The organism is Stenotrophomonas sp. Iso1, from assembly GCF_027497995.1.
Classification (GTDB): domain Bacteria; phylum Pseudomonadota; class Gammaproteobacteria; order Xanthomonadales; family Xanthomonadaceae; genus Stenotrophomonas.
On record NZ_JAODBT010000001.1, the window covers coordinates 504,196 to 528,494 of the forward strand.

Annotated in this window: 23 protein-coding genes; 8 read left to right on the forward strand and 15 right to left on the reverse strand. The window is 64.7% G+C overall.

Annotation, left to right across the window (positions count from 1 at the left end; translation table 11 throughout):
* Nucleotides 1-113: 113 nt before the first annotated feature.
* The 4 genes from PAN08_RS01980 (at nt 114) to sppA (ending at nt 5,153) form a co-directional block, all read left to right on the forward strand.
* Complete coding sequence (locus tag PAN08_RS01980; RefSeq protein WP_269789879.1) at nt 114-1,121, forward strand: hypothetical protein; 1,008 nt, start codon at nt 114-116, stop codon at nt 1,119-1,121.
* Nucleotides 1,108-1,683 carry a DUF3106 domain-containing protein gene (locus PAN08_RS01985; protein WP_269789880.1) on the forward strand — a complete coding sequence of 192 codons (576 nt, stop codon included), beginning with the start codon at nt 1,108-1,110 and terminating at the stop codon, nt 1,681-1,683. The genes PAN08_RS01980 and PAN08_RS01985 overlap by 14 nt, the downstream gene beginning before the upstream one ends.
* Nucleotides 1,684-1,811: 128 nt before the next feature.
* A complete protein-coding gene (locus tag PAN08_RS01990) occupies nt 1,812-3,176 on the forward strand; it encodes an MATE family efflux transporter (RefSeq protein WP_269791141.1) in 1,365 nt (454 codons plus the stop codon).
* A 69-nt stretch (nt 3,177-3,245) separates the two neighbouring features.
* Complete coding sequence (sppA, locus tag PAN08_RS01995) at nt 3,246-5,153, forward strand: signal peptide peptidase SppA (RefSeq protein ID WP_269789881.1); 1,908 nt, start codon at nt 3,246-3,248, stop codon at nt 5,151-5,153.
* Nucleotides 5,154-5,282: 129 nt separating this feature from the next.
* Here the strand turns inward: sppA and PAN08_RS02000 are convergent, their stop codons facing one another.
* Nucleotides 5,283-5,507: a hypothetical protein gene (locus tag PAN08_RS02000; RefSeq protein ID WP_269789882.1), complete on the reverse strand. Its 225-nt coding sequence runs from the start codon at nt 5,505-5,507 to the stop codon at nt 5,283-5,285.
* Nucleotides 5,508-5,602: 95 nt separating this feature from the next.
* On the opposite strand from PAN08_RS02000, the gene PAN08_RS02005 reads away from it, so the two are divergent.
* Nucleotides 5,603-6,379, forward strand: a complete 777-nt coding sequence (locus PAN08_RS02005; RefSeq protein ID WP_269789883.1) for an SDR family oxidoreductase — start codon at nt 5,603-5,605, stop codon at nt 6,377-6,379.
* A gap of 7 nt (nt 6,380-6,386) precedes the next feature.
* Here the strand turns inward: PAN08_RS02005 and PAN08_RS02010 are convergent, their stop codons facing one another.
* The 9 genes from PAN08_RS02010 to PAN08_RS02050 form a co-directional block, all read right to left on the reverse strand.
* Nucleotides 6,387-7,016: a DUF4124 domain-containing protein gene (locus tag PAN08_RS02010; RefSeq protein WP_269789884.1), complete on the reverse strand. Its 630-nt coding sequence runs from the start codon at nt 7,014-7,016 to the stop codon at nt 6,387-6,389.
* Nucleotides 7,013-7,666: a DUF4124 domain-containing protein gene (locus PAN08_RS02015; protein ID WP_269789885.1), complete on the reverse strand. Its 654-nt coding sequence runs from the start codon at nt 7,664-7,666 to the stop codon at nt 7,013-7,015. The genes PAN08_RS02010 and PAN08_RS02015 overlap by 4 nt, the downstream gene beginning before the upstream one ends.
* Before the next feature lie 177 nt (nt 7,667-7,843).
* Nucleotides 7,844-8,404, reverse strand: a complete 561-nt coding sequence (locus PAN08_RS02020) for a Sua5/YciO/YrdC/YwlC family protein (RefSeq protein ID WP_269789886.1) — start codon at nt 8,402-8,404, stop codon at nt 7,844-7,846.
* Between the two features lie 169 nt (nt 8,405-8,573).
* Complete coding sequence (locus PAN08_RS02025; protein WP_269789887.1) at nt 8,574-11,078, reverse strand: DNA topoisomerase I; 2,505 nt, start codon at nt 11,076-11,078, stop codon at nt 8,574-8,576.
* 186 nt (nt 11,079-11,264) lie between these two features.
* Nucleotides 11,265-12,209: an RDD family protein gene (locus PAN08_RS02030; protein WP_269789888.1), complete on the reverse strand. Its 945-nt coding sequence runs from the start codon at nt 12,207-12,209 to the stop codon at nt 11,265-11,267.
* 33 nt (nt 12,210-12,242) lie between these two features.
* Entirely contained in the window at nt 12,243-12,965 is a 723-nt protein-coding gene (locus PAN08_RS02035; RefSeq protein WP_269789889.1) for a GYF domain-containing protein, read from the reverse strand.
* A gap of 36 nt (nt 12,966-13,001) precedes the next feature.
* The gene (locus tag PAN08_RS02040; RefSeq protein WP_269789890.1) at nt 13,002-13,475 is read right to left on the reverse strand and encodes a DUF494 family protein; all 474 of its coding nucleotides are present in this window, start codon (nt 13,473-13,475) and stop codon (nt 13,002-13,004) included.
* A gap of 44 nt (nt 13,476-13,519) precedes the next feature.
* On the reverse strand, nt 13,520-14,674 hold the full coding sequence (gene dprA, locus PAN08_RS02045; RefSeq protein WP_269789891.1) for a DNA-processing protein DprA: 1,155 nt from the start codon (nt 14,672-14,674) through the stop codon (nt 13,520-13,522).
* Between the two features lie 81 nt (nt 14,675-14,755).
* The gene (locus PAN08_RS02050) at nt 14,756-15,880 is read right to left on the reverse strand and encodes a LysM peptidoglycan-binding domain-containing protein (protein WP_269789892.1); all 1,125 of its coding nucleotides are present in this window, start codon (nt 15,878-15,880) and stop codon (nt 14,756-14,758) included.
* A gap of 132 nt (nt 15,881-16,012) precedes the next feature.
* Between PAN08_RS02050 and def the strand changes: the two genes are divergently transcribed.
* The 3 genes from def to rsmB all read left to right on the forward strand — a co-directional run bounded on the left by def (nt 16,013) and on the right by rsmB (nt 18,997).
* Nucleotides 16,013-16,528 carry a peptide deformylase gene (gene def / locus PAN08_RS02055; protein WP_269789893.1) on the forward strand — a complete coding sequence of 172 codons (516 nt, stop codon included), beginning with the start codon at nt 16,013-16,015 and terminating at the stop codon, nt 16,526-16,528.
* A gap of 191 nt (nt 16,529-16,719) precedes the next feature.
* Nucleotides 16,720-17,643: a methionyl-tRNA formyltransferase gene (gene fmt / locus PAN08_RS02060; protein ID WP_269789894.1), complete on the forward strand. Its 924-nt coding sequence runs from the start codon at nt 16,720-16,722 to the stop codon at nt 17,641-17,643.
* A 4-nt stretch (nt 17,644-17,647) separates the two neighbouring features.
* Nucleotides 17,648-18,997 carry a 16S rRNA (cytosine(967)-C(5))-methyltransferase RsmB gene (gene rsmB / locus PAN08_RS02065; RefSeq protein WP_269789895.1) on the forward strand — a complete coding sequence of 450 codons (1,350 nt, stop codon included), beginning with the start codon at nt 17,648-17,650 and terminating at the stop codon, nt 18,995-18,997.
* A gap of 43 nt (nt 18,998-19,040) precedes the next feature.
* Here rsmB and PAN08_RS02070 read toward each other — a convergent pair whose 3' ends face one another.
* The 5 genes from PAN08_RS02070 to PAN08_RS02090 form a co-directional block, all read right to left on the reverse strand.
* Nucleotides 19,041-20,183: a glycosyltransferase family 4 protein gene (locus PAN08_RS02070; protein WP_269789896.1), complete on the reverse strand. Its 1,143-nt coding sequence runs from the start codon at nt 20,181-20,183 to the stop codon at nt 19,041-19,043.
* Nucleotides 20,184-20,209: 26 nt separating this feature from the next.
* Nucleotides 20,210-21,049 (reverse strand): glycosyltransferase family 2 protein, encoded by an 840-nt coding sequence (locus PAN08_RS02075; RefSeq protein WP_269789897.1) that lies wholly within the window; start codon nt 21,047-21,049, stop codon nt 20,210-20,212.
* Complete coding sequence (locus PAN08_RS02080; RefSeq protein WP_269789898.1) at nt 21,046-22,236, reverse strand: O-antigen ligase family protein; 1,191 nt, start codon at nt 22,234-22,236, stop codon at nt 21,046-21,048. The genes PAN08_RS02075 and PAN08_RS02080 overlap by 4 nt, the downstream gene beginning before the upstream one ends.
* A 65-nt stretch (nt 22,237-22,301) precedes the next feature.
* Nucleotides 22,302-23,183: a glycosyltransferase family 2 protein gene (locus tag PAN08_RS02085; RefSeq protein WP_269789899.1), complete on the reverse strand. Its 882-nt coding sequence runs from the start codon at nt 23,181-23,183 to the stop codon at nt 22,302-22,304.
* Between the two features lie 214 nt (nt 23,184-23,397).
* Nucleotides 23,398-24,225 carry a glycosyltransferase family 2 protein gene (locus tag PAN08_RS02090; protein ID WP_269789900.1) on the reverse strand — a complete coding sequence of 276 codons (828 nt, stop codon included), beginning with the start codon at nt 24,223-24,225 and terminating at the stop codon, nt 23,398-23,400.
* Nucleotides 24,226-24,299: the final 74 nt, after the last annotated feature.

Genomic DNA, 24,299 nt, shown 5'->3' on the forward strand with positions numbered 1-24,299 from the left:
TTGACGCTGTGCACAACTTGCGGCAGCGGCCTCATTCGGCGTCGTGATGACGATGTGCAGGCATCGGCAGCCAAGGATGCGCTGGGTATCATTCCCGGGATGATGGAGTTCACATGACGGCCGCACCCGCCCCCCTTTCCCCGGCCGCAGCCAATGCACTGTCCGCCTTCCTGCGAGGCGTTGAGCGCCGCGCCTTGGTCGTGGCTGAATTGCAGGCTGGCGATGCCGCCCTGGCCGAACGCGCGGTGGCCGTGGCCATGCGTGCCTTTGTCGGCCACGCAGCCAACCTGCAGATGGCAGATTGGCCCTCCCGCTTCTGGAGCTTGTTGTGCAGCACCCCGCAATTGCTGGCGCCGCCGACGGGTGGGCACTGGCCTGAGCCGGTGGCGCACTTGCAGGTCCTGGCCCCGGCCGAACGGCTGGCGATGCTGTTGCGTATCGGCGCTGGCATGGATGAGCCCGCTGCCGCAGCGGTATTGGGGGTCGAGGCTGACGCCTACCGTCAGGCCCTGGCCGGTGCCTGCCCACGCGACACCGAGGGGTATCCGGATGCAAACGGCTGGCGACAACTGGCCGAAGACGTGCAGTCGCGGATCCGCGACCTGTCTCAGCTACGCCTGCAGCAACTGGAGCAACTGCGTGAGTCGGTGATCAGCGGCGTGCTCCCGACCAAGCCGGCACCCGCGCCCGCGCCCGCGCTCACCTTCAAGGATGACCGCCGCAAGCCCACACCCCGCCGACGTCAGCGTGAGCCTTGGCGCCTGCGCACGTGGCTGCTGCTGTGCGTGCCGTTGCTGCTGTTGGCCGTGGTGGCGGTGTGGTGGTGGCGCTCGCATGCCCCGACAACTGCGGCCAATACGGGTAACGGACTGGACGACACTGGACCGGTACAAGTGGAAGAACTGCCCGACGACAGCACCCCGCTGGCCCCGGGCGAGGACGCCCATGCCGCCGCCGACGCCGCCATGCTGGCCGATCCGCGTCTTGCCTTGGCACGGGATGCGGACTTCCTGGCCTGGTATGCCGCTGGCGGCCCGTTGCCGGTGGACGAATCGCAACCGCAGCCGAGTCGGCCGGAACCGGCCGGTGCCGCATTGGAGACGGTCGATGCTGAAAATTGATTGCCGCTGGCTGTGTGTGCCGCTGCTACTGAGCACGGCGCTGGTGGCTCAGGCCGCCGTGCCCACCGCCCTGCCGGCGTCGGTTGAACAGATTGCACCGGTTGCCAGCGTGCAGACCCCGCAGGCCGCCTGGGCGACGATGACCCCGCAGCTCAAACGCGAACTGCGGGCCCGTTATGCCGCCTGGCAGGTGCTGCCCGAACCCGAACGCCAGCGCATTGCTCAAGCCGCCACCGCCCTGGCGACCATGCCCGTTGCCCAGCGCGACAGCCTGCGGGCGCGCTTCCAGGGAATGGACCAGATGCATCGCGACGGTTGGTTGCTGGGGCCGCGCCTGGGTGCGCTCTACGCCAAGCTGCAACCGATGCTGGGCTACCTGCCGGCTGAGCAGCGCGAGCCGATGCTGGCCCTGCTGCATCAACTTGATGCCGCACAGTTGGAGCAACTGAGCCTGATTTCGCAGCGCACGCCGCCGCAGGAACGGGCGGCACTGCGCGAACAGCTGCTGGCCCTGGCACCCGCGCAACGTGCCGCGTGGCTGCAGCAGAACGTGGCGCGCTGACCCCATCACGCGGGCCGTTCATCGGCGGGGCGGGGAAGTCACGCCCCTGCCACGCTAGAATGCGCACACTCGCAACCCGGCATCCGCGCGCTTTCCGCGCCGGCCGCAGTCTGCGTCATCTGTTTTATATGCCTACTTCTCCCGCTACGCCGCGCTTCATGCAAGAAGTGCGGACGACCGGTCTGCTCGCGTTGCCGTTGGTACTTGGCCACGTCTCGACCGGTCTGATCGCTTTCGTTGACAACACCATCGCCGGCCACCATGGCACCGATACCTTTGCTGCCGTCAGCATCGGCACGGCATTGCTGTGGCTGCCAATGCTGGTGCCGATCGGCACCCTGATCTCGCTCACCGCGTCAGTCTCGCAGTTGCACGGCGCCGGTCGCGAACGCGAGATTGGTCCGCTGTTCCGCCAGGCGCTGTGGCTGGGGGTGGGCCTGAGCGTGTTGATGTTCTTGTTCCTGAGCGTGGTGCCGGCATTCCTGCCGGCATTCGGCATCGCCCCGGATATCGTGCCCGGCGCCACCAGCTTCCTGCACGCCATCCGTTGGGGCGTACCCGCGCTGACCCTGTACTTCTGCATGCGCTATCTCAGCGAAGGCATGCATTGGACGTTGCCGACCATGTTGATCGGCTTCGGCGGCCTGCTGGTCCTCGGGCCATTGGGGTACGCGCTGTGCAACGGCAAATTTGGTTTCCCGGAGCTGGGCGCCGAAGGCCTGGGCATCGCCTCGTCAGTGACCATGTGGGTGCAGGCCATCTGCTTTGGCGCTTACCTATGGACGACCAAGCGCTTCGCTCACCTGCAGTTGTTCAGCCACTTCGAGCTGCCGCGCTGGCGAGCCATCTGGGACCTGCTGCGTACGGGTTTGCCAATCGGCATCACCGTGCTGATGGAAGGCGGGTTATTCATCATCACCGCGCTGCTGATTGGTCGTATTGGTGCCATCGAAGCCAGTGCCCACCAGATCGCCATCAACGTGGCGCAGCTGTGTTTCATGATCCCGATGGGCGTGGCGGAAGCCACCACCGTGCGCGTGGGTCATGCGGTCGGCAGCAACGATCCGCTGGGCGTGCGCCGTGCCACCTGGGCCGGTTACGCCATCGTCATGGTCACCCAGCTGATGTCCATCACGGGCCTGCTGCTGGGCCATGAAGCGGTGGTGCGTCTGTACACCGACGACCTCGCCGTGGCGACATTGGCTTCCCTCCTGCTGCTGTACGCCGCTACCTTCCAGATTCCTGATGGCATCCAGGTGCTCTCGGCCGGTGCGCTGCGCGGGCTCAAGGACACACGCGTGCCGATGTTCATCGCCATGTTTGCGTATTGGGGCGTGGGCATGCCGCTGGGTGCCGGCCTCGGGCTGGGCCTGGGCTGGGGGCCGCAAGGCATGTGGGTGGGGCTGATCATGGGCCTGACCGTGGCCGCGGTGCTGCTGGGTTGGCGCCTGCGGGTCAGCAGCCGGCGTCTGATCGCCCACGCGACCCCCTGACTTAAAGGCCATGCTGGCCTGTGTGGTTATGCGTATCCTGCTTTGCAACAAGCCCCATTCGGAGCGTCCATGAATCCCCCCCCTCTGCCGCGTCGCAATCCCATCGCCAGCTTCTTTATCGGCCTGTGGGACGTGATGAATTTCACCCGCCGGTTGATCCTCAACCTGGTGTTCTTCGGCCTGTTGCTGTTGTTGTTGATGGTGTTCGTTGCCGCGATGGGCATGAGCGCCTCCTCGACCAAGGTGCTGCAGGACCGCACCACGCTGGTCATCGCCCCGGAAGGCCGGCTGGTCGAACAGTTCAGCACCGATCCGGTCAGCCGCGCGCTGGGCAAGGCGCTGGGTGACAGCAATGCCGAAGAGCTGCAGCTGCGTGACCTGATCCGCGCGATCGAGGCCGCACGTGACGACAAGAAGATCGAGCGCGTGGTGCTGAACCTGGACAAGCTCCAGCCAAGCGGCTTCGCCTCGATGCGTGAAGTGGCCGCCGCGCTGCAGGAGCTGCGTGCTGCCAAGAAGCAGGTGGTGGCGTACAGCGAAAACCTGAGCCAGTCGCAGTACCTGCTGGCCGCGCAGGCCGACGAGGTCTACCTCGACCCGATGGGTAGCCTGCTGCTGGAGGGCCTGGGCCGTTACCGCCAGTACTTCCGTACCGGCCTGCAGGAAAAGCTGGGCGTGGACGTGCACCTGTTCAAGGTGGGCGAGTTCAAGTCCGCTGCCGAGCCCTATGTGCTCGACGCAGCTTCACCGCAGGCCAAGGAAGCGGACCTGTTCTGGATGAACGACGTATGGCAGCGCTACCTGGGCGACATCGCCAAGGCGCGCAAGCTTGATCCGGCGCAACTGGCTGCCGGCATCGACACGCTGCCCGAAGGCATTGCCGCCGTCGAAGGCGACCTGGCCCGTTTCGCTCTGCAGCAGAAGCTGGTGGACGGCCTGAAGACCCGCGAGGAAGTGCAGGCGCTGCTCACCGAGCGCGGCGAAGCCGACAGTGATGCCGAGGGCGGTTACCGCCAGATCGCATTGAACGATTACCTGTTGCAGGTGGATGCCCGTCGCTCGCCGATGGATTCGCGTCCGCAGGTGGCTGTCGTGGTGGCCGAGGGCGAAATCGCCGGTGGCGACCTGCCGGCCGGCCGCGTCGGCGGCGAATCGACCTCGGCGCTGCTGCGTGCAGCCCGCGACGATGACGACGTGAAGGCTGTGGTGCTTCGTGTGGATTCGCCGGGCGGTGAAGTGTTTGCCTCCGAGCAGATCCGCCGTGAAGTGGATGCGCTCAAGGCCGCCGGCAAGCCGGTGGTGGTGTCGATGGGTGACATGGCCGCATCCGGTGGTTACTGGATCAGCATGAACGCCGACCGCATCTACGCCGACGAATCCACCATCACCGGCTCGATCGGCATCTTCGGCATGATCCCGAACTTCGCCCGCAGCCTGGACAAGATCGGCGTGCACACCGACGGTGTCGGTACCACCCGTTTTGCCGGTGCATTCGACGTGACCCGTCCGATGGACCCGGCGGTTGGCCAGGTGATCCAATCGATCATCAACAAGGGCTATGCCGACTTCACCGGCAAGGTCGCGCAGGCACGCAACAAACCGGTTGAAGCCGTGGACGAAGTGGCCCGCGGCCGCGTCTGGAGCGGTGCGCAGGCCAAGGAGCGCGGGCTGGTGGATGAGTTCGGTGGCCTCAAGGCTGCCGTGGCTGACGCCGCCAACCGCGCCAAGCTGGGTGATGCCGAGAAGTTCCGCGTGCGTTACATCGAGAAGAGCGCAACGCCGTTCTCGCAGTTCATGACCGGCTTCGCCGGCAGCCGCATGGGCGCATGGATGCTGGCCGACTCCGGTGTGGCGCGGATGATGCTGGCCCGTTCGATGCCGGAGCTGGACACCCAGCTGCGCTTTGTCGAGGACGCTGTGAAAGACCGTAACGGCACCCCGGTGAAGTCGCTGGCGTATTGCTTCTGCGGCTTCTAAGCAAACCGCAATGTCAGATGTAGACAACGCCGCCCCAGGGCGGCGTTGTTGTGTGCGGGAAGCTTCCGCCCTTGAGCGCGAGCAGAAGTCCCTCTCGCGCAAGGGGAGGGCGAGGGAAGGGGCTCTTCGCTACTGCGCGCTTGCTCCTGCCGCATCCAACACTGCCTTGTCGGCTTTCGCTGCTTCCTCCGTTGCCGCCGCCGCAGCTTTGGCCTGCTCCAGCGGTTGCGCGATGGCCGCTTGCATTGCCGCCACCTGTGGCTCCGGGCGTCGCTCGGTTTCCGGTGGCTGCGGCTTGCCACACGCGGCCAGCAAGGGCAGCGTCAACAGCATCAGGGAGTGATAAGGCTTCATCGGCATGCTCCGCTGGACTCAGGCGGCTATCCTAGCGCCCATCCCCCGCAGCGTCCCTTTGCGACGCCGCATTTCGGCTTTGACGAGGAACAACCATGAATCCGCAGCGTTGGCGATTGGAAGGGCAGACCGCTCTGGTGACCGGTGCCAGTGCCGGTATCGGCTTGGCGATCGCGCGCGAACTGCTGGGCTTCGGCGCCGACCTGCTGATCGTTGGTCGTGATGCCGACGCGCTGGAAATCGCACGCGATGAACTGGCCGATGCCTTTCCCGAACGTGAAATCCACGGCCTGTCCGCCGACGTCTCTGATGATGAGGATCGCCACGCCATCCTCGACTGGGTCGAAGACCATTGCGACGGCCTCAACCTGCTGATCAACAATGCCGGCGGCAATATCAGCAAGCCGGCCACTGATTACTCCGAAGACGAATGGCGTGGCATTTTCGAGGGCAACCTGTTCTCGGCTTTCGAGTTGTCGCGTTACGCCTATCCGTTGCTCACTCGTCACGCATCATCGGCCATCGTCAACGTGGGCAGTGTCTCGGGCATCACTCATGTTCGCAGTGGTGTGGTCTATGGCATGACCAAGGCGGCGATGCAGCAGATGACCCGCAACCTGGCCTGCGAATGGGCCGAGGACGGTATCCGCGTCAACTCGGTAGCGCCGTGGTACATCCGCACACGCCGAACGTCCGGGCCGTTGTCCGATCCGGATTACTACGATGAAGTGATCGCGCGCACGCCGATGCGTCGCATCGGTGAGCCCGAGGAAGTGGCCGCCGCCGTCGGCTTTCTGTGCCTGCCGGCATCGAGCTACATCACCGGCGAATGCATCGCGGTAGATGGCGGCTTCCTGCGCTACGGATTCTGAGCACGGCTTACTTCGGTTCGGCGCAGTCGCTGCTGTCCCACAGTTTCTGCAGACGTTGATGTTCGTCCTGCAGTGACTGCGCGGCGCGCGTGGAAGTAACTGAGCGTGGCGCGGCTTCGGCATCGCGCACACGCTGGTGCCAGGTGGCGCAGTGCTGTGCGGTTTCGACGGCGGTGCAGGTGTCGCGCACGATTTCGCAGGCTTCACCCGCGCCGGTATCCGGGTTGCCATCCAGGCCGGTCACCCGCAATGCCAGGCAGCGGCCCGGCGGATCGCTGGTTTCGCTCAGATAGTTCTGGCCTTCGCGCGTGCGGCACTGGAACAGCGGTGGCAGTGCTTTGCGCGCAACCGGTGCTACCGGCGGCTTTGGCGCAGCGACCGGTGGCGCGTGTGGTGCAGCGGACAACACCGGTAGCACGGGCAATACCGCCGCGGCAGGTGTGGCCACGGGGGCGAGAGTGGGCGGCGGCGTGGCGACGGCCTGCATCACCTTGGTGGTCTGCTGCATGCCCTTCGGGCAGGGCATGTTCTGCACGGTCAGTGCACCGGTGGCATCCGTGCAGCGGTAGAAGATCACCTCATCGGCGTGCAGTTCGCCGCAGGTCAGCAACAACGTGAACACAAGCAGGCACTTCATGTGCCGCCGCAATCCTGGTTGAGTCGCGCTTCGATGCCACGCTGCTCGCGGACCAGCGTTTTGCGTTCGCTTTGCAGCGCGCTGTTGTAACGGCGAATCAGTTCCCAGCGCCGGTCTTTCAGGCGCGCACAGACTTCCTGTTGTGGCAGCGCGTGGCAGGTGTCGCGCACCAGCACCGAGCCGGTTGGCACGGCAACGCCCGGGTGCCATGGCACGCCACCTGCGCCGGGTGGGCGCGGCGGACGGGGACCATGGCCGTGATGCGGCGACACGTAACCAAATGCCCAGGTCGGCACCCAGCGCGGATTGCCTTCGTTGTTGTCGCTGGTATAGCGCTCGCCTTCGGGCGACACACATTCGTACATAGGCTGTGGTGGCTGCACGGTGACCACGCGCACTTCGCGTTCGATCACCGGTGCTGGTGCGGCGGGTGCAGGGAGCGGTGCCGCCAGCGGCGCATCCTTGGGCCGGACCATGTCCAACACCTGCTGGCGGTGGTCACCCTTGCAGGGCGCATCCTGCAACGACACCGCGCCATTGGCGCCCACGCACCGGTAGATGCGCACGTTGCTCGACGGTGGCGGATCCACCGCCAATGCCGAGGCGGGCAGCAGGGTCAGGAGGCCGAGCAGGAGCAGGCGGGTACGCATGACGCCATGGTGACACGGAGACGCGCAGGGAGCGTGCAGAGGGGCTTGCAGGCGTGGCCCGCCGGGCTGGGGCTACGAGAATAGGGCGTCGTCAATGCCCGCTTCTGAAGCGGCAGACAGGCACGCGCGGAGGCAGTGTTGGCTTCGCCATTGGCGCTGCTGCTGCAATGGCAGGATTCAATCCCGCAGCACCTGCCCGGTGGCGGCGATGCGGATGCGGGTGGGCTGGGCCAGGCCGCCAGTGGCACCATCCACCAGCCCGTCCAGCAGGTTCAACAATGCAGGATCCAGCTGCTCACGGCTGCGTGCCGGCGGCTCCCCGGCCAGGTTGGCGCTGGTCGATACCAGCGGGCCGCCCCACGCCTCGCACAGCGCCTGCACCAACGGGTGAGCGCTGACCCGCACCGCGATGCCGGTGTGTTCGCCGGTAATCCAGCGTGGCGCGCGGTCGCCGGCCGGCACGATCCAGGTATTGGCGCCGGGCCAGCTCGCCAGTACTGCCATGCGGCGGTCATCGGTCAGCGCGTCCAATCGCACCCAGCCATCCAATTGCGCCGGATCGGCGGCCACCAGAATCATTCCCTTCTCGATTGGCCGCTGCTTGAGTGCCAGCAGCTTCATCACCGCCGTCTCGTTGGACGGATCGCAGCCAAGACCCCAGACCGCCTCGGTCGGATAGGCGATGACGCCTCCAGCCTGCAGCGCCGGGACGGCGGATTCCAGATCAAGTTCACGCATGGCCAGCATCCTGAAGAATCTCCACACAGCGGTGCGGGCCCCTGCCGGGGAGCCGCACCCAGGCCCCGCAATGGGAATGCGTGGGCTGCAAAGCATCAGGCCGCCCGGAGGCGGCCTGATGCGGGAGCGGTGATTATCCTCCTGCCGGCGTGGCAGGCGGTAACCGGGCTCAGAACGGTGGTGCGTCGTCGGCCGCCGTGCGCTTCACCGCTTTCTTGACGGCGGTTTTCTTGGTGGCTTTCTTCGCTGCAGCCTTCTTGGTCGCCGTCTTCTTGGTGGCGGCTTTCTTTGCCGGTGCCTTCTTGGCAGCGGCCTTCTTCGGCGCGGCTTCCTTCTTCACAGCGGTCTTTTTGGCGGCGGTCTTCTTGCCGAAGCCCTTGCGCACCGGCTTGCCGGTATCGGCCATCAGCTGCTGCACTTCGGCCAGGGTCAGCGAGGCCGGCTCGCGGTCCTTGGGAATCTTGCCGTTGAGCTTGCCGTCACTGATGTACGGCCCGAAGCGACCGTTGAGCACCTGGATATCCGAACCCTCGAACTCCTTGATGATGCGGTTGCGCGCGATTTCTTCCTTCTCTTCGATCAGGAACACGGCGCGGGCCAGGTCGATCTTGTACGGGTCGTCTTCTTTGGTCAGCGAGGCGTAGGTGCTGCCGCGCTTGGCGAACGGACCAAAGCGGCCGATGCCCACGGTGACTTCCTCGCCATTGGCGTCGGCGCCAAGTTTGCGCGGCATGTCGAACAGCTTCAGCGCGTCGTCCAGCGAAATCGAGAAGATGCTCTGGCCCGGCTGCAACGAGGCGAACTTGGGCTTGTCTTCGTCTTCAACGGTGCCGATCTGCACCATCGGGCCGAAGCGGCCGATGCGTGCGGTGACATCCTTGCCGCTGACCGGGTCCGGGCCCAGCACGCGCGCGCTGCCGGCATCGTTGCGGTCCAGCGATTCGCTCTTGTTGTCGACCAGTTCCTTGAACGGGCCCCAGAACCGCTCCATCAGCGGTATCCAATCTTCTTCGCCACGCGACACCGCATCCAGCTCATCTTCGAGCTTGGCGGTGAAGTCGTAATCGACGTACTGGGTGAAGTGGCTGGACAGGAATTTACTCACCGCGCGGCCCACGTCGGTCGGCTTGAAGCTGCGGCCTTCCATCTCGGTGTACTTGCGGAACAGCAGGGTCTGGATGATCGAGGCGTACGTGGACGGCCGGCCGATGCCGTATTCCTCCAGCGCCTTCACCAGCGCCGCTTCGGTGAAGCGCGGCGGCGGCTGGGTGAAATGCTGCTCGGCGTGGATGCGGTCCAGCGGAATGCGGTCGCCGGGCTTCATCGCCGGCAACTTGCGGCCTTCGTCTTCGTCCTCGGCGTTTTTGCTGTCCTTGCCTTCCTCGTACACGGCCAGGAAGCCGGGCACGACAACGGTGGTGCCGCTGGCGCGGAACACATGTTCGCTGCCGGCAGACAAGTCGACGCTGACGGTGTTCAACGTGGCCGGGATCATCTGGCAGGCGACGGCGCGCTTCCAGATCAACTCGTACAACTTGCGCTCATCGTCGGTGAGGTATTTGCCCACCTGGGCCGGGGTGCGCAGTGCCGACGTCGGACGTACCGCTTCGTGGGCTTCCTGCGCGTTCTTGGATTTGGTGGTGTACGTGTTGGGCTTGTCCGGCAGCGAGCTGGTGCCGTAATCGCGGGCGATCACGTCACGGATCTCGGCCAGTGCGTCCTGCGACAGCGTCACCGAGTCGGTACGCATATACGAGATCAAACCCACGGTGCCTTCGTCGCCGATGGCCACGCCTTCGTACAGCTTCTGCGCCACCTGCATGGTCTTGCGGGTGGTGAAACCGAGCTTGCGCGAGGCTTCCTGCTGCAGCGTGGACGTGGTGAACGGCGCAGCCGGGCGGCGCTTGCGCTCCTTGCTGACCACATCGGTGACGTGCAACGCACCTTGCGCAGTCTGCTGGATACGCATGCGCGCGGCCTCGGCGGTGTCGCCGTCGGTCACGGTGAACTGTTCGAACTTCTGCCCGTCCAGCTTGATCAGGCGGGCATTGAAGTGCTGCGACGGATGCGCGCACTCGGCCTCGATGCTCCAGTACTCGCGGGAGATGAAGGCTTCAATCTCTTCCTCGCGCTCGACGATCATGCGCAGCGCCGGGCTCTGAACGCGGCCGGCGGACAGGCCGCGCTGCACCTTGCGCCACAACACCGGCGACAGATTGAAGCCGACCAGATAGTCCAGCGCACGACGTGCCTGCTGCGCATCGACCAGGTCGGCGGCAATGGCGCGCGGCTGGGTCATGGCTTCCTTGATCGCACGCGGGGTGATTTCAGTGAACACCACGCGCTGCATCGGCTTGCCTTCGGCCAGCCCACGCTCTTTCAGGATCTCGGCGATATGCCAGCTGATGGCTTCTCCCTCGCGATCCGGATCGGTCGCCAGAAAGATGTCGTCGGCGCCCTTTGCGGCTTTGAGGATGGCTTCAACGTGCTTTTCGTTCTTCTCGATCAGGTCGTAGCGCATGGCGAAACCGTTGTCCGGATCGACCGCGCCCTCTTTGGGGACCAGGTCACGCACGTGCCCATACGAGGCCAGAACCGTGAAGTCCTTGCCGAGGTATTTGTTGATCGTCTTGGCCTTGGCGGGCGATTCGACGATGAGCAGGTGCTTGGGCATGTCAGTACTTTATGGGGGCGGAAAGCGCCCCGGTGGGGGCGCTAGGGTGGCGTAAACCGGCACGATAGTGAAGCCGATGTGGCCGTTGTGCATAGATCAACGCCCGGGCAGGGGCCCGGGCGTTCAGCTTGTGCCTATAGAGGAATCACGCCGGGACCGCCGCTGTCAAGCGCGCCCGGCGTTATCTCAGTGGTTGAAACCGGATGCGCCGATGCTGAGGGCAACGATCACCAACACCACGGTGGCAGCCAACATCAGGCCGAACAGCGACAGAACCACGATGGTTACCGTGCCCAAACCGCGCTCCTGCCACTCAGGGTGTTCAGTGAAGGCCCACTTATCGACCACGACGGTGTCGCAGATCATGTCATGCAAGCCCTGCTTGCGCTCGCTGACGCCGACCATGATCGCCGATACCAACATGGCGACACCGCAGGTGACTACTGCCAGGCCGGCCATGGCGATGTAGCGCAGGAAGGCGCGCCAGAAGCTGATGCGCTCACCATTGACGCGCACAACCTTGGCGCCCACGGCCAATTTGCCGAGGCTGGCCATGTTGCTGGATGACTGCATCCAGCCGAAATAGACGGCCGGTACCAGGATGCAGATGGCGTAGTAGAGCGCGTAGAAGATCAACATTGCGCCAACGTTGGCCATTTCCGAGCCGGCCATGCTCACCACGCTCACGCCCATCACCAGCGCCAGTGGAATCAGCAGCGCGTAAGAGATGACGCCGGTGACCAGGCTGTCGATGGTCGAGGCGGCAAAGCGCCGCAGGAAGCCGGCATGGACAATGTCACCACCAGCCACCACATGGTTCGAATCGATGCTGATGCTGCCAGGTGCTGCATACGGAGAGTGCGCGGTTGCCGCTGACAGGATGGCCGGCTCCGGCGCGGTGCCGTTCTCGATGGCGGCGTAATCACTGCGCAGGTCGATACCGGTTGTCTCCTGCACCAGTAGTTGCAGTTCCTCGGCCACGGCGGACAGCGGCTGCCATTGCGACATGCCTTCGCGCCACACCAGTGCGGTCAGATCCAGCTCGCCCTGACGGAATTTCTCGCGGATTGCGCCGGCATCAACCGGCCCGTGCCGCTCGCGCTGGGCGTCGGCGTAGTACCACTCACTCATTTCATTCCCCGTAGAGGTTCAAGTCGCCCCGGCTCAGCCGCGGCAGCCCAAAGGCAGATGTTTGTCCGCCACATCGGAGCTGCACTCCCACGTGGTGGACTGCGTATCGTAGTCGAGCCAGAGAGATTTGCCGTCAAGCAGTTGCTGGGTGGGCATATGCAGCTGGGCTTCAAACCCGCAGTGGCCGTGCTCGAAGTCGCCAACGTAGATCTGTGCGATGCCGTCAGTGGCATAACTTTCAGGGCTGCCGAAGCCCTCGTCGCCATTGTTCGGGCAGCGCTCGTTGCGCATGACGAAATCGGCCACTTCCGCCTTCAGCGGCGCCAGCTGGGTTTCCACGGCGGCAATCCGAGAGCGCAGTACATATTGTTGATACGCGGGGACCGCCACGGCCGCAAGCAGGCCGCCAATGGTCAACAGCGCCACGCCCATCACCGCAGCAATGGCGGCGAAGACGACCCAACCGGATGTAGCCGGTTTGCGCGAGGGCATCGCCGCGTGTGATCTAGGGAGGGGGTGCAGCGGTGGGGGCAAGGGCGGCATGCCGGCCGGCCCTGCCGCAGAGGGCGAGTGCGCCAGTTCGTGCAGATCCAGCTCACCGGCAACATTGCGCAGTGGCTGCCAGTCGCCCGCGCCTTCGCGCCAGACGAGTGTGTCGGCTGAAAGTTGGCCGGCGCGAAATAGGGCAGCGATGTCTTCGCTTGGCACCGGGCCGCGACGCTCGCGGTTGCTTTCAGCGTAGAACCATTGGCTCACGGGGCTTTCCTCATGCATCCATGCATGGCGTGAGGCTCAGTGCAGGGGTTCGGGTTCGTCAAGGAACATCTGGGTTTCCATCCAGGCGTAAGCCGCTTCGGCACCCGGCTGGTTGAACAACACCATCAATACAACCCATTTCAGGTCATCCAGATCCAACTCGTCCTGATCCAGTGCCATGGCACGGTCAAGCACCAGCTCGCGCTGGTCGGCGTCCAGGATGCGTTGCTGCTCCAGGAACAGCAGGAAGCCGCGGCATTCCACGTCCAGCTTGTCCAGCTCGGGACCATGGAATACGCGCACCGGCCCGTCTACCCGGCCTTGGGCCACGGCTGGGCGATGTTCGGCCAAGGCATCGAGCCAGTCGAAAGCCTTGCTGATTTCGGTGGGACTAAAACCGGCCTGGATCAGGCCGTTCTGTAGCGAGTCGCGGTCTCGGATGAGATCGGCGTCCTCGCTGAAATAATGTTCAAACAAGTACAGCAGGACGTCCAGAATGCTCTCTTTCATTGCCCCTCGGCCTGCGCCATTGGCGCTGTGGAGGTGAAGAAACTTTAGTTACGGGTGTAGCGACCGTGTACGGACGACACTCTTCCTTCAAGTTCCATGACCAGCAGCATGGAGGACAGGCTGGCGGCCGTCAATCCAGTGCGCTCGATCAATGAATCCATACCGGTTGGGTCGAAGCCCAGTGCGTTCCACAAGCGCTGGTAGTCGGGATCCGGTAGGGCGGGCGCCGGGCGGGAACCGGCCGGCGCACAGGAGATGGGGGCTTGCAGGCGGCTTTGCAAGGCGCTGGCCAGTTCCCCAGCCAGGTTGGCCACGCCTTCCAGGATGTCGGCCGGGCGACCGACCAGCGTGGCGCCTTCACGGATCAGCCGATGGCAACCCAGTGCCATCGGATTGTGAATGGAACCGGGCAGGGCGAACACCTCGCGACCCGCCTCGGAAGCCAGCCGCGCGGTGATCAATGCACCGGAGCGTTCGGCCGCTTCGATCACCACCGTGCCCAAGGTGAGTGCCGCCAATAACCGGTTGCGGGCTGGAAACTGGCCGCTGCGCGGGGGCGTACCGGGCAAATATTCGCTGACCACGGCCCCCTGCGCGGCGATCTGGGCCTGCAGTTCCCGATGATGGCGGGGATAGATCACATCCGGCCCGGTGCCAACCACCGCATAAGTAGTACCGCCACAGGCCAGTGCGGCGCGATGCGCGGCAGCGTCGATGCCGGCGGCCAGACCGCTGGCGATGGTGAGCCCGTTTCGCGCCAGTTCGGTGGCGAAATCGCGGGCATTGTCACGCCCGCCGGGGCTGGGTGCGCGGCTGCCCACGATGGCGATGGCCGGTGTCCAAAGCTGGGTGGGATTGCCGGCAATGAATATTGCCAGCGGAGAATTTGGGCTGTCGCGTAGCAGTGAGGGGTAGTCCGGATCGGCCCAGCCAATTAAATGGTGGTCGGTTGCTGCGAGCCAGGTCTGCGCGCTTTCCAGCGTCGCGGGATCGGGCCGGGCGAGCGCGCGACATTGGTCCGGCGTGCAGCCTGTGGCGCGCCAAGCTTCGGGGCCAGCGGCGACGGCAGCGCTGGGGTGTTCGAAACGATCGAGCAGACCACGCAATGGCAGCAGTGGTCCGCCAGCGATCAGCAGTGTGAGCAGGGCGGCGCTGTGGCCGGCGCTTGGGGTGGTGTTGCTGGGCGCTGAGGAAGGCATTCGCTCAGGGTCCAGTGCAAACAACGACGGCGCCCTCGGGCGCCGTCGTTTCACATCATCGGAGTTTCCCCCGGCCGCAGCTTACTGCGCGTCGGGATGCTTGAGCTCGTAGCCCAGGCGGGTTGGCTTGGTGCCTTCCATGATCAGCGCGTAACTGACTTTGTCGAACGTGCGGAACACCATTGCATGCCCGGCATATTCATCCGGCAGCGAGACACGGCCAGCCCCTCTGCGCAGAGCATCGTCGGCGCGCGAGCTGTCCATGCCAGCCACGCGGTCGCTGACATGGCTGCCGCTGCGCCAGATCGAGAACACCGTGCCGTTGTCGATGCCATCGCTGGCACCGCCGGAAATGGCGATCACGTCGCGCGGGCCGCCGGAGGTGAACGTGTCGCTGATGGCAAGCACGCGCAGCTGACCATCGGCCACCGGGGCGGCCGGTGCATGTGGAATGAACTGCAGGTCATACGCCTGCGCCTGCAAGGGCATCAGTCGATCACCCGCGCGGACTTCACGGCCACTGTCTTCCAGGCGCAGGGTCGAGGCCTCGGTATCGCCGCCAGCCAGCTGGGTCAGGGTGCCAATGTTGACTTGGGCCAGTTCGTAGCCGAGGAACCCGCCACTGCGATCATTGGCGACGTAGTCCTTCCAGAGATTGCCGGCACCGGGGATGCTGTTGCCGCGTGCATCCAGGTCATTGTTGGGCTTGGATTGGCCGTAACGCACGGTCGGGCGCACCACCAGGTAGCGCTGGCCGGGTTGTGCGTCCTGCAGGCCGATGACATAGGCCTGATGGCCGGCACTGGCACGCAGGCGGTTGTCTTCCAGGCCGACGACGTAGGGCAGCTCCTTGAAACTGTCCACGACAGTCAGGTTCTTCAGGAACGGTTCGACATCCGCCAGCGGGATGGTGTTGATGGGGGCTTCCTGACGCGGGCCCGCTTGGGCGGTTACGCGGTCCAGGTAGGCAAGGCTCAGCACGTCACCCGGATAGATCAGGTGTGGATTCTTCACCTGCGGGTTGGCCTGCCAGATCTCCGGCCAAAGCCACGGCTTCTTCAGAAAACGGGCCGAGATATCCCATAGCGTGTCGCCCTTGCGCACCACATAGGTGTCAGGGTGAGTGCCATTCATTTCCACGGCGACGGCATAGGTCGTGACGGTCAGCAGCGCGACGGCAGCGACCGTACGGAATTGTTTCAACATGGTTAATGATCCGCCTGATTCCCCAACAGGTTGCCGCACTATATTCCAGAAAGCGGGCCGTCGGGCAAGCGCAAGCGGTAGAATTGGGACGTCTTGCCGAAAATAAGCGGCATCCCTTTACCGGTACTCCCCATGGCCCTCCTGCCCATTCTCGAATTCCCGGACCCGCGGCTGCGCACCAAGGCTGCGCTCGTCGAGGCTGCCGAAGTGACCACTCCGGCCTTCCAGCAACTGCTCGATGACATGTTCGAAACCATGTACGAGGCGCCCGGCATCGGCCTGGCCGCCAGTCAGGTGGACGTGCATCAGCGTTTCATGGTCATCGACGTCAGCGAAGAACATGACGTGCCCATGGTATTCATCAACCCGCAGATCATCAGCGCCAGTGATGGCGGCCGCGTCTATCAGGAAGGCTGCCTGTCCGTGCCTGGCATCTATGCCGATGTGACCCGCGCCGACGCCATCGTGGTGCGCTTCCTCGACCGTGAGGGCAAGCCGCAGGAACTGGCTGCCGAAGGCCTGCTGGCCACCTGTGTCCAGCACGAGATGGATCACCTCGACGGCAAGCTGTTCATCGACTACCTCTCGCCGCTCAAGCGCGAGATGGTGCGCAAGAAGCTGGCCAAGCAGCGCAAGCACGATGCCTGAAAGCCAGGGGCCGGGGGCCGGAAACGGGGGCTGATTGACCCCGGTGCAGGCTGACGCGCCGGGGGCCAGATTGCCGTTTCGGGTTGTTCCTCGTTGCTGCGTGCGCCGCTGCGTCCCGCCAAGCGGGCTCGTGAAGGTCGTTGCGTGCCGCCATTCTCCCTTCCTTGTTCCGCCTTTCCGGGTTAACTGCCATGAAAATCGTTTTTGCCGGTACGCCGGAATTTGCCGTCGCCTCGCTGGCTGCGGCCGCGCGCCATCACGAAGTGGTGGCGGTCTACACCCAGCCTGATCGCCCGGCCGGCCGTGGCCGTGGGCTGATGCCGTCGCCGGTCAAGCTCGACGCCATTGCCCGTGGCATCCCGGTGTTCCAGCCGGAATCGCTGAAGACGCCCGAAGCACAGCAGCAGCTGCGCGAGCTGCAGCCGGACCTGATGATCGTGGTGGCCTACGGCCTGATCCTGCCCAAGGCCGTGCTGGCCACCCCGACACATGGTTGCTGGAATGTGCATGCCTCACTGCTGCCGCGTTGGCGCGGCGCCGCGCCTATCCAGCGTGCGATCGAGGCCGGCGATGCAGAGACCGGTGTCTGCCTGATGCAGATGGAAGCGGGGTTGGATACCGGCCCGGTGCTGCTGCACCTGAGCACACCGATCAGCGACACCGACACTGGCGGCCAGTTGCATGATCGCCTGGCGCAGTTGGGCGCGCAGGTGTTGTCCGACGGACTGGGCCTACTACGTGCCGGCCTGAAGCCGATGGCACGGCCGCAGCCGGACGCTGGCGTCACCTACGCACACAAATTGGACAAGGCCGAAGCCCGACTTGATTGGAACCAGGACGCCGCCGCGTTGGCGCGCAAGGTGCGTGCCTTCAACCCGTGGCCGGTCGCCGAAGCCACGCTGGTCGGCGAGCGCGTGCGCATCCATGGCGCCATCGCTGTGGAAGGTAACAGTGGCAAAGCGCCGGGCACGGTGATCGCGGCCTCGCGTGACGGCATCGACATTGCCTGCGGGCAGGGCACATTGCGCCTGCGCGTGGTGCAGCGTGAGGGCGGCAAAGCGATCACGGCTGCGGATTATCTGAATGCTCGCCGCGACCTGAAGGTCGAGGGCTGAGCAGATGGGAACTGCAACAACTTCCAGACCCTGGGGAAACAAGGGGCCTGCACAGCCGCCCGGCGTGCAGACCCGTGCGCTGGCCGCCAAGGTGCTGGCGGCGGTGCTGGGGCGCGGCCGTTCGCTGAAGGCCGAGTTGTCCATCGCGTTGCCAAAACTTGACGACAGCCGCGACCGCGCGCTGCTTGAAGCCATCTGCTTTGCGGCGTTGCGCCGCCGTACCGCCTACGACAAAGCACTGGGGCAATGGCTGCAAAAGCCGCTGGGCCCGCGTGAGGCGGATCTGCGTGGCCTGTTGATGGCTGGCTTCGCGCAGCTGGATGTACTGCAACTGCCTGCACATGCGGCCTTGTCGGCCACGGTGGAAGCGGCGCGTGCGCTGGGCCGTGAGCGACAGGCTGGCCTGGTAAATGCAGTGCTGCGTCGTGCCCAGCGCGAAGGTTTTGCCGAAGCGCGTGCCGAAGACGCCTGGCCGAAATGGCTGTTGGCGCAGGTGCGCCAGGACTGGCCAGAGCACGCCGACGCGATCTTCGCCCGCAGCCTGCAACCGGCGCCGCTATGGCTGCGGGTGAATCGCCAGCAGCATAGTCGCGATGCCTATCTGGCAAGGCTGCAGGAGGCTGGCATTGATGCGCTGCCCGAGCCGGCGTCGGCCGATGCGATTCGCCTGCCGGTCGCAGTGCCGGTCGCCAGCCTGCCGGATTTCGCGCAGGGCGCGGTATCGGTGCAAGACTTTTCCGCCCAGCAGGTAGCCGATGCTCTTTCGCCTGCCGTGGGTGCGCGTGTGCTGGACGCCTGTGCCGCTCCCGGCGGCAAGGCGGCGCATCTGCTGGAACGCGATTCGACGTTGCAGCTGGTGGCGCTGGATGTGGATGCGCGTCGTCTGCAGCGCATCCGCGAAACCTTCGCGCGTACCGGTGTGGGCAGTCATGCACAGGTGCAGGCGGCCGATGCAGGCGATGTTGCGGCCTGGTGGGATGGCGTGGCGTTCGACGCGGTGTTGCTGGACGCGCCGTGCTCGGCCACGGGCATCATCCGACGCCAGCCTGACGTGCTGCTGCACCGCCGGGCAGAAGACATCACTGCTCTGGCCGCAATCCAGGCACGTCTGCTCGACGCGCTATGGCAGGTGCTGCGCCCGGACGGCGTGCTGCTGTATTCGACTTGTTCGATCCTGCGCCGGGAGAACCGCCAGCAGATAACGGAGTTCCTTGCTCGTACGCCGGATGCACGGCTGGAGCCGCTGGCTGATTCGCTGGGGCATGACGAAGACGGTTGTCGCCAGCGCCTGCCCGGTGAGCGCGAAGGCGATGGGTTCTTCTATGCGCGACTGGTGAAGGTAGGCGCAGGTTGAGCCAACCACCGTCGCCGTGCGGCGAGGGTGGTTGGAGGAAGCATCAACTCCGCGATTTCTGACGCGGGTTGTTTGCCAGCAGTTGCTCGTAGACCGCCAGGATGCGGTCGATAAACAGTTCCATGCCAAATTCAGCGACGGCATGTGCATGCGCGGCGGCCCCCATCTGCGGGAGGGCGTCGCGGTGCTGCAGCATCCAGCGCAATGTTTCTGCCATCTCCGCGTGGCCATGTACCGGCACCAGCCAGCCATCCTGACCGTGGCGGACATTCTCCGGCAGACCGGAGTAGTCGGTGACCATCACCGGTTTGGCCATGGACATCATTTCGCGGCAAGCGAATGAAATGGCCTCGGTGGCGTGCGAAATAACGAAACCGGCGTCCAGCGCGGCCACTACCGGGCGTACGTCGTCCAGCATGCCGGGGAAGTGGAACTGCGCTTCAAGCCCGGCAGCACGCACGATGGCCAACTGGTGTTCGGTCGGCGGATGTCCCGCCACCATGACATGCACCCGACGACGCTCGTCTTCGTTCAACAGCGCCATGGCACCGGCCATGTCGGTCCAGCTTTTATAGTCAGCGGTACCGGCATTGCTGCCGATCAACAGTGCATCGGCATCAGTGGTGAAGCGGCTGCGCTGAGCGCGGGCATCGGCATCGGAGAACGGCGCGTAGTAGTGCGTGTCCACGCCGTTGTAGACCGTCTGCGGCTGGCAGACGCGATAGGGCGTGGCCAGGACCTGACGGCAGACGTAATCGCAGACCGCGATCACCTTGTCGGTGTGGAAGCGTGCGCGCCAGACATGCTGCAGGCCGTGCATCGGCTTGGTGTTGTGCTTGGTCAGTACCAGCCGAGGACGCGGGGTGATGCCACGCAGTGCGGCGATGGTGATGCGGTGATCGGCCGAGCCATTGACGTGCACGATATCGAAGCGATGCACACGCAGGTATTCATGCAGTTGCCGCACGGCGGCGGCGCGTTCACGCAGCCTGCGCAATCCATTCGGAAACGGCTGTGCCAAGGTATGGATGCCGGGCAGCGCTGCCGCTTCCAACAGCAGCCGGCTGCCCGGGGGCGCGGCGACGTGCACCTCGTGGCGGTTGCCAAGCGCACGTGCCAGCTCGCGTACATAAGTGGTATGGCCGCCGCCGCTGCCGCTATGGAAGTTGGTGTAGAGCAGTTTCATGCGGGGTGGGATGCCTTGGGTGCCGATCAGGAATGAGGTGGTGCCTGCGATGATGTGACGTGGCCATCGATGCCATTTTCGCAGCGGGTGATGTTCTGGGTACGGGTGGCATGAAACAAGCGGTTGTTCGGGAGCGTCATGTCATCCACATCAGGAGGTGCGCGCGAGTTGTGCCACAGATGCACGGCTAGCGCGGCCCATTTGAGTCCGCGACGACGTAGCCCGTAGTTCTCCAAGCGTGCCGCCAATTCGCGATCTTCGGCGCCGTAGCCTTCCATTCGCTCATCAAAGCCGTTGACCTCAAGCAGGTCCTGGCGCCAGAAACTCATGTTGCAGCTCATTACCCTGCCGCCGTTGCGCGAACGGGCTTTCAACCGTGCCAGCAGTGGTTGGCGGAAGGCATACAGGCGCCGGGTGCCATCGAATTCGTGGAAGTCAGCATCCGACCAGGGGGCGAATACCGGCCGGCCACCCGATAGCAGCCGTTTGCTTTCGGCGGTGCTGGCCTTCAGCCGGCCGCCCTGCAGGAAAAAGCCTGGCTCGGCGAAGCGCTCATGGTCACCGACGAAATCCGGGTGCAGGAGCATGTCGCCGTCAAGCAGGATCACGTAGTCGCCGCTGCTTGCGGCAATGGCCTTGTTGCGGCATCGCGCGGCACGGAAACCCTTGTCCTCCTGCCAGAGGTGCCTGACCGGCACCGGCAGCACGCGCTGCCAGCGCGAAATCACGGCGGCGGTCGCAGGGCCGGAGCCATCATCGGCAATGAGTACTTCATCCGGCATCCGATGTTGCGCGGCAATGCTTTCCAGCACACGGTCCAGTGCGTCCGGCCAGTTGTAGGTCAGGACCACCAGCGAAATCTTCATGAGGCGCTGCTGCGTTTAATTGCCACTGAGGGCAGCAACAAATTCAACGCCAGGGGTAGCCACAGGATCAGCCAGCCCGGGCGGGGGCTATCGATCAGATGGGGCAGATCAAACTGCACCATCACCGAGGCAAACAGCCACAGCCCCAGGATGACGCGGGCCACCGGTTCCTGACGGAAGTGCCACGCGCGCCAGCCCAGGCCCAGCCAGGCTGCCAGCCACAGCAACAGGCCGGGCAGTCCCAACTCCACTGCAACCTGGGTGAACAGATTGTGGGTGTGGACCTGGAACATGCCGGTGCCGGCTTCCACTGGAATCGTGAAGCTGGCTCCCAGCCCCCAGCCCAGCCACGGATGCTGTGCAATCAGCCCGAGGGCGTATTCGAAAATCTGCGGTCGGAATGACAGGCCGCGTTCGGTCAGTTCCGGGTAAGCCGCAATCGCCACACCCAGTGCAACCGTAAGCAGCAGCACCAGACGCTGCCAGGCACGTTCACTGCGGCGCACCGCCAGCAATACGAACACCGCAGTGAACAGCGCAATCCACGCGCTGCGCGAGTAAGTGAGCAGCAGGCAGGTGGCCATCAATGCCATCGCCAGCCATTTGAGCAGGCGATGGCCCGTGGTCTGGAAGCTCCACGGCCATAGCCAGAGGATGCCGGCGCCCATTGCCGCGCCGATCAGGTTGGCATTGGCCATCACCCCGAAGCCGATCAGTCTGTCGCCATGAGGGGCTTGGAGCGCGAACTGGATCATCGCTGCCACGGCAGTCGCAGTCAGTACGCCGGCGCCACTGAGCAGCAACCAGCGCTGTCGGCGTGGGTCGTTGCCAAGCCCTTGCACAACGGCGAACAGAAACAACAGCACAGTCAACAACCGCAGGAACTCGTCCGCAGGCCGCCGTGCGTTGCTCCAGGCCAAGCTCAACGCTGCCCAGCCAAACAGGGCCAGCAGCAGCGGCATCAGCGGTCGCCTGGCGAACTCCAGCCAACGGACGGGCTTGGCGAAGCCAATGACCAGTGCGGGCAGGTAGAGCGACACGGCCAACAGGTGCTGAAAGGGCCGGCCGGGGTTGAAGGAGGGGCCGGCGGGCAACGCGCACATCCCCGCGATGAGCAGCAGCAGCCCGGCCCACAGCAGGTTGCGCCCGTAAAGGGGAGCAGGACTGAAGGGCACTGGCAAGGTCATGCGGGGGGCTGCGGCTTGGTCAGTGCGACGCTTCGGCGTGTTTTGAAGTGCGAGTTCAGGACGGCTCATGGAGCAGAGCGCAAATCTGAGGGCTGCGTGGTGAACTCGGCCGCATGGCGATCAAGGCCATGTTCGCAGCGCACCCGCTGTGCGTCCCGGCTCGCATAGAGCAACTGGTTGTTGGGCAGTTCCGGCGCACTGGGATCCGGCGGTGCCGAACTGCGGTGCTCAAGATGCAGCGCCAATGCGGCGAACTTGATCTGGCGACGGCGCAATCCGGCCTGCCGCAAGCGCTCATCCAGTTCCAGATCCTCGCTGCCATAACCGACCATGCGCTCGTCATAACCATTGACGGCCATCAGATCCTTGCGCCAGAAGCTCACGTTGCATCCCATCGGATGTCCGGACGAACGGGACTTCAGTTCAGCCAGCCATGGAATGCGCAACGTGTGGTGGCGACGGCCGAAGTGGTAGGTGCTGCGGTCTCCTTCCTTGCGGAAGTAGGCATCCACCGACAAGCCGAATACCGGGGCGCCACCGGAAAGCAGGCGAGCGGTCTCTGCATCGGTGGTGCGGATGCGGGTGCCCTGCAGGAACGCGCCGGGCCGCGCCAGACGCATGTGATCGGCCACGAAATGCGGGTGCATGATCATGTCGCCGTCCAGCTGGATCAAGTAGTCGCCCCGCGCAGCGGCAATGCCGCGGTTGCGGCAGCGGGCCAGCTGGAAGCCGTCATCGGGCTGCCATACATGCCGGAGTGGAACGGGAAAATTGCCTGCCATGGTGTGCAGAAGCTCGGCGGTATCCTCCCGCGAGCCATCGTCTGCGACGATCACTTCATCGGGAAGCCGGCTCTGCTGAGCTGCGCTGCGAAGAACCAAGGCCAGTGCCTCTTTCCAGTTGTACGTGGAAATCATGAGGGAGACGGTGGGGCTTGGTAGTGGCATGACATTACTCAAGAAGTGACTCCTGCCAGCGGGCCGGAGTGGGCCGAAATTTTAACCTACGGCCCGAATCATGAAGAAAATCGGGTGTGCGGGGGCTGAAGAGCAGGATGAACGGGGTGATGGAGGCGTTAAGTGGTAGCCCGCACCGTAAAAATCCCGTGTGTGACATTCAGCGACTCGAATGGCTGGTTTCGGTGGCTACGAACGCGGGCATTCAGGGCTGGCGTTCGCCGGGAAATACTGGGGTCGCCACCGGCTGCCCGTTCTGTAACAGCCACAGCATGATGGTCTTCTGACGGACATAGTTGGCGCTGACGAAGGCTTCGATCAGGCCGGGCCAGCCGTCCAGAAAACCGCGTTTAAACACATAGCTGCGGAAGAAGCGCCACGTGGGGGAAATGATCAGCTTGCCCAGGCTGGCACGCTTGCCGCGACTGAACTCGTGCTCGGCCATCATCCGTGCGTACTTCTGTTTCTTGTCCAGCAACTGCAGGAAGCTGCGGTAGGGGTGGTGCAGCAGGTCGCCTTGGAGCAGTGCAATCGAGCCATCCACCGATACCGCCTCATGAATCTCGCGGTCGCCGCGCCAGCCGCCGTGGCGGCGGTCGAACAGCCGCAGCACGCGGTCCGGATAGGCAGTGCCGTGGCGCAAGAAGCGGCCGAAGTACTCCGAGCAGCGGGCGAAACGGTAGCCCTTGGCACGCGGGAAACCGGCATCGCGTTCGGCTTCGATGGCTGCGCGCAGGGTGGCATCCACACGTTCGTCGGCGTCCAGGCACAACACCCAGTCGTGGTTGGCCTGTTCCACACAGAACGCCTTCTGGCTGCGGAAGCCATCGAAGGCGCGTTGCAGGACGCGTGCACCGGCTGCTTTGGCGACCGCTACGGTGGCGTCGGTCGAGAATGAATCCACCACCACGATCTCGTCGCAGAACGCCAACGAGGCCAGGCAATCGCCAATGCGGTCGGCTTCGTTGAAGGCAATGATGCAGGCCGAAAGCCGGGGGCGTTGGGCGGGTGCGGGCGATGCTGGGTTGGGCATGGGGCCGTCTGGCGCAGGTGACCGGACCAAAGCCTAGCAGCGACGCTGCCTGCTGGCGATGCGATAATCGGCCG

What these genes read in the sequence shown, in the direction of transcription:
- PAN08_RS01980 (WP_269789879.1), top strand. Translation starts at nt 114, where the DNA reads ATGACGGCCGCACCCGCCCCCCTTTCCCCGGCCGCAGCCAATGCACTG.
- PAN08_RS01985 (WP_269789880.1), top strand. Translation starts at nt 1,108, where the DNA reads ATGCTGAAAATTGATTGCCGCTGGCTGTGTGTGCCGCTGCTACTGAGC.
- PAN08_RS01990 (WP_269791141.1), top strand. Translation starts at nt 1,812, where the DNA reads ATGCCTACTTCTCCCGCTACGCCGCGCTTCATGCAAGAAGTGCGGACG.
- sppA (WP_269789881.1), top strand. Translation starts at nt 3,246, where the DNA reads ATGAATCCCCCCCCTCTGCCGCGTCGCAATCCCATCGCCAGCTTCTTT.
- PAN08_RS02000 (WP_269789882.1), bottom strand. Translation starts at nt 5,507, where the DNA reads ATGAAGCCTTATCACTCCCTGATGCTGTTGACGCTGCCCTTGCTGGCC.
- PAN08_RS02005 (WP_269789883.1), top strand. Translation starts at nt 5,603, where the DNA reads ATGAATCCGCAGCGTTGGCGATTGGAAGGGCAGACCGCTCTGGTGACC.
- PAN08_RS02010 (WP_269789884.1), bottom strand. Translation starts at nt 7,016, where the DNA reads ATGAAGTGCCTGCTTGTGTTCACGTTGTTGCTGACCTGCGGCGAACTG.
- PAN08_RS02015 (WP_269789885.1), bottom strand. Translation starts at nt 7,666, where the DNA reads ATGCGTACCCGCCTGCTCCTGCTCGGCCTCCTGACCCTGCTGCCCGCC.
- PAN08_RS02020 (WP_269789886.1), bottom strand. Translation starts at nt 8,404, where the DNA reads ATGCGTGAACTTGATCTGGAATCCGCCGTCCCGGCGCTGCAGGCTGGA.
- PAN08_RS02025 (WP_269789887.1), bottom strand. Translation starts at nt 11,078, where the DNA reads ATGCCCAAGCACCTGCTCATCGTCGAATCGCCCGCCAAGGCCAAGACG.
- PAN08_RS02030 (WP_269789888.1), bottom strand. Translation starts at nt 12,209, where the DNA reads ATGAGTGAGTGGTACTACGCCGACGCCCAGCGCGAGCGGCACGGGCCG.
- PAN08_RS02040 (WP_269789890.1), bottom strand. Translation starts at nt 13,475, where the DNA reads ATGAAAGAGAGCATTCTGGACGTCCTGCTGTACTTGTTTGAACATTAT.
- dprA (WP_269789891.1), bottom strand. Translation starts at nt 14,674, where the DNA reads ATGCCTTCCTCAGCGCCCAGCAACACCACCCCAAGCGCCGGCCACAGC.
- PAN08_RS02050 (WP_269789892.1), bottom strand. Translation starts at nt 15,880, where the DNA reads ATGTTGAAACAATTCCGTACGGTCGCTGCCGTCGCGCTGCTGACCGTC.
- def (WP_269789893.1), top strand. Translation starts at nt 16,013, where the DNA reads ATGGCCCTCCTGCCCATTCTCGAATTCCCGGACCCGCGGCTGCGCACC.
- fmt (WP_269789894.1), top strand. Translation starts at nt 16,720, where the DNA reads ATGAAAATCGTTTTTGCCGGTACGCCGGAATTTGCCGTCGCCTCGCTG.
- rsmB (WP_269789895.1), top strand. Translation starts at nt 17,648, where the DNA reads ATGGGAACTGCAACAACTTCCAGACCCTGGGGAAACAAGGGGCCTGCA.
- PAN08_RS02070 (WP_269789896.1), bottom strand. Translation starts at nt 20,183, where the DNA reads ATGAAACTGCTCTACACCAACTTCCATAGCGGCAGCGGCGGCGGCCAT.
- PAN08_RS02075 (WP_269789897.1), bottom strand. Translation starts at nt 21,049, where the DNA reads ATGAAGATTTCGCTGGTGGTCCTGACCTACAACTGGCCGGACGCACTG.
- PAN08_RS02080 (WP_269789898.1), bottom strand. Translation starts at nt 22,236, where the DNA reads ATGACCTTGCCAGTGCCCTTCAGTCCTGCTCCCCTTTACGGGCGCAAC.
- PAN08_RS02085 (WP_269789899.1), bottom strand. Translation starts at nt 23,183, where the DNA reads ATGCCACTACCAAGCCCCACCGTCTCCCTCATGATTTCCACGTACAAC.
- PAN08_RS02090 (WP_269789900.1), bottom strand. Translation starts at nt 24,225, where the DNA reads ATGCCCAACCCAGCATCGCCCGCACCCGCCCAACGCCCCCGGCTTTCG.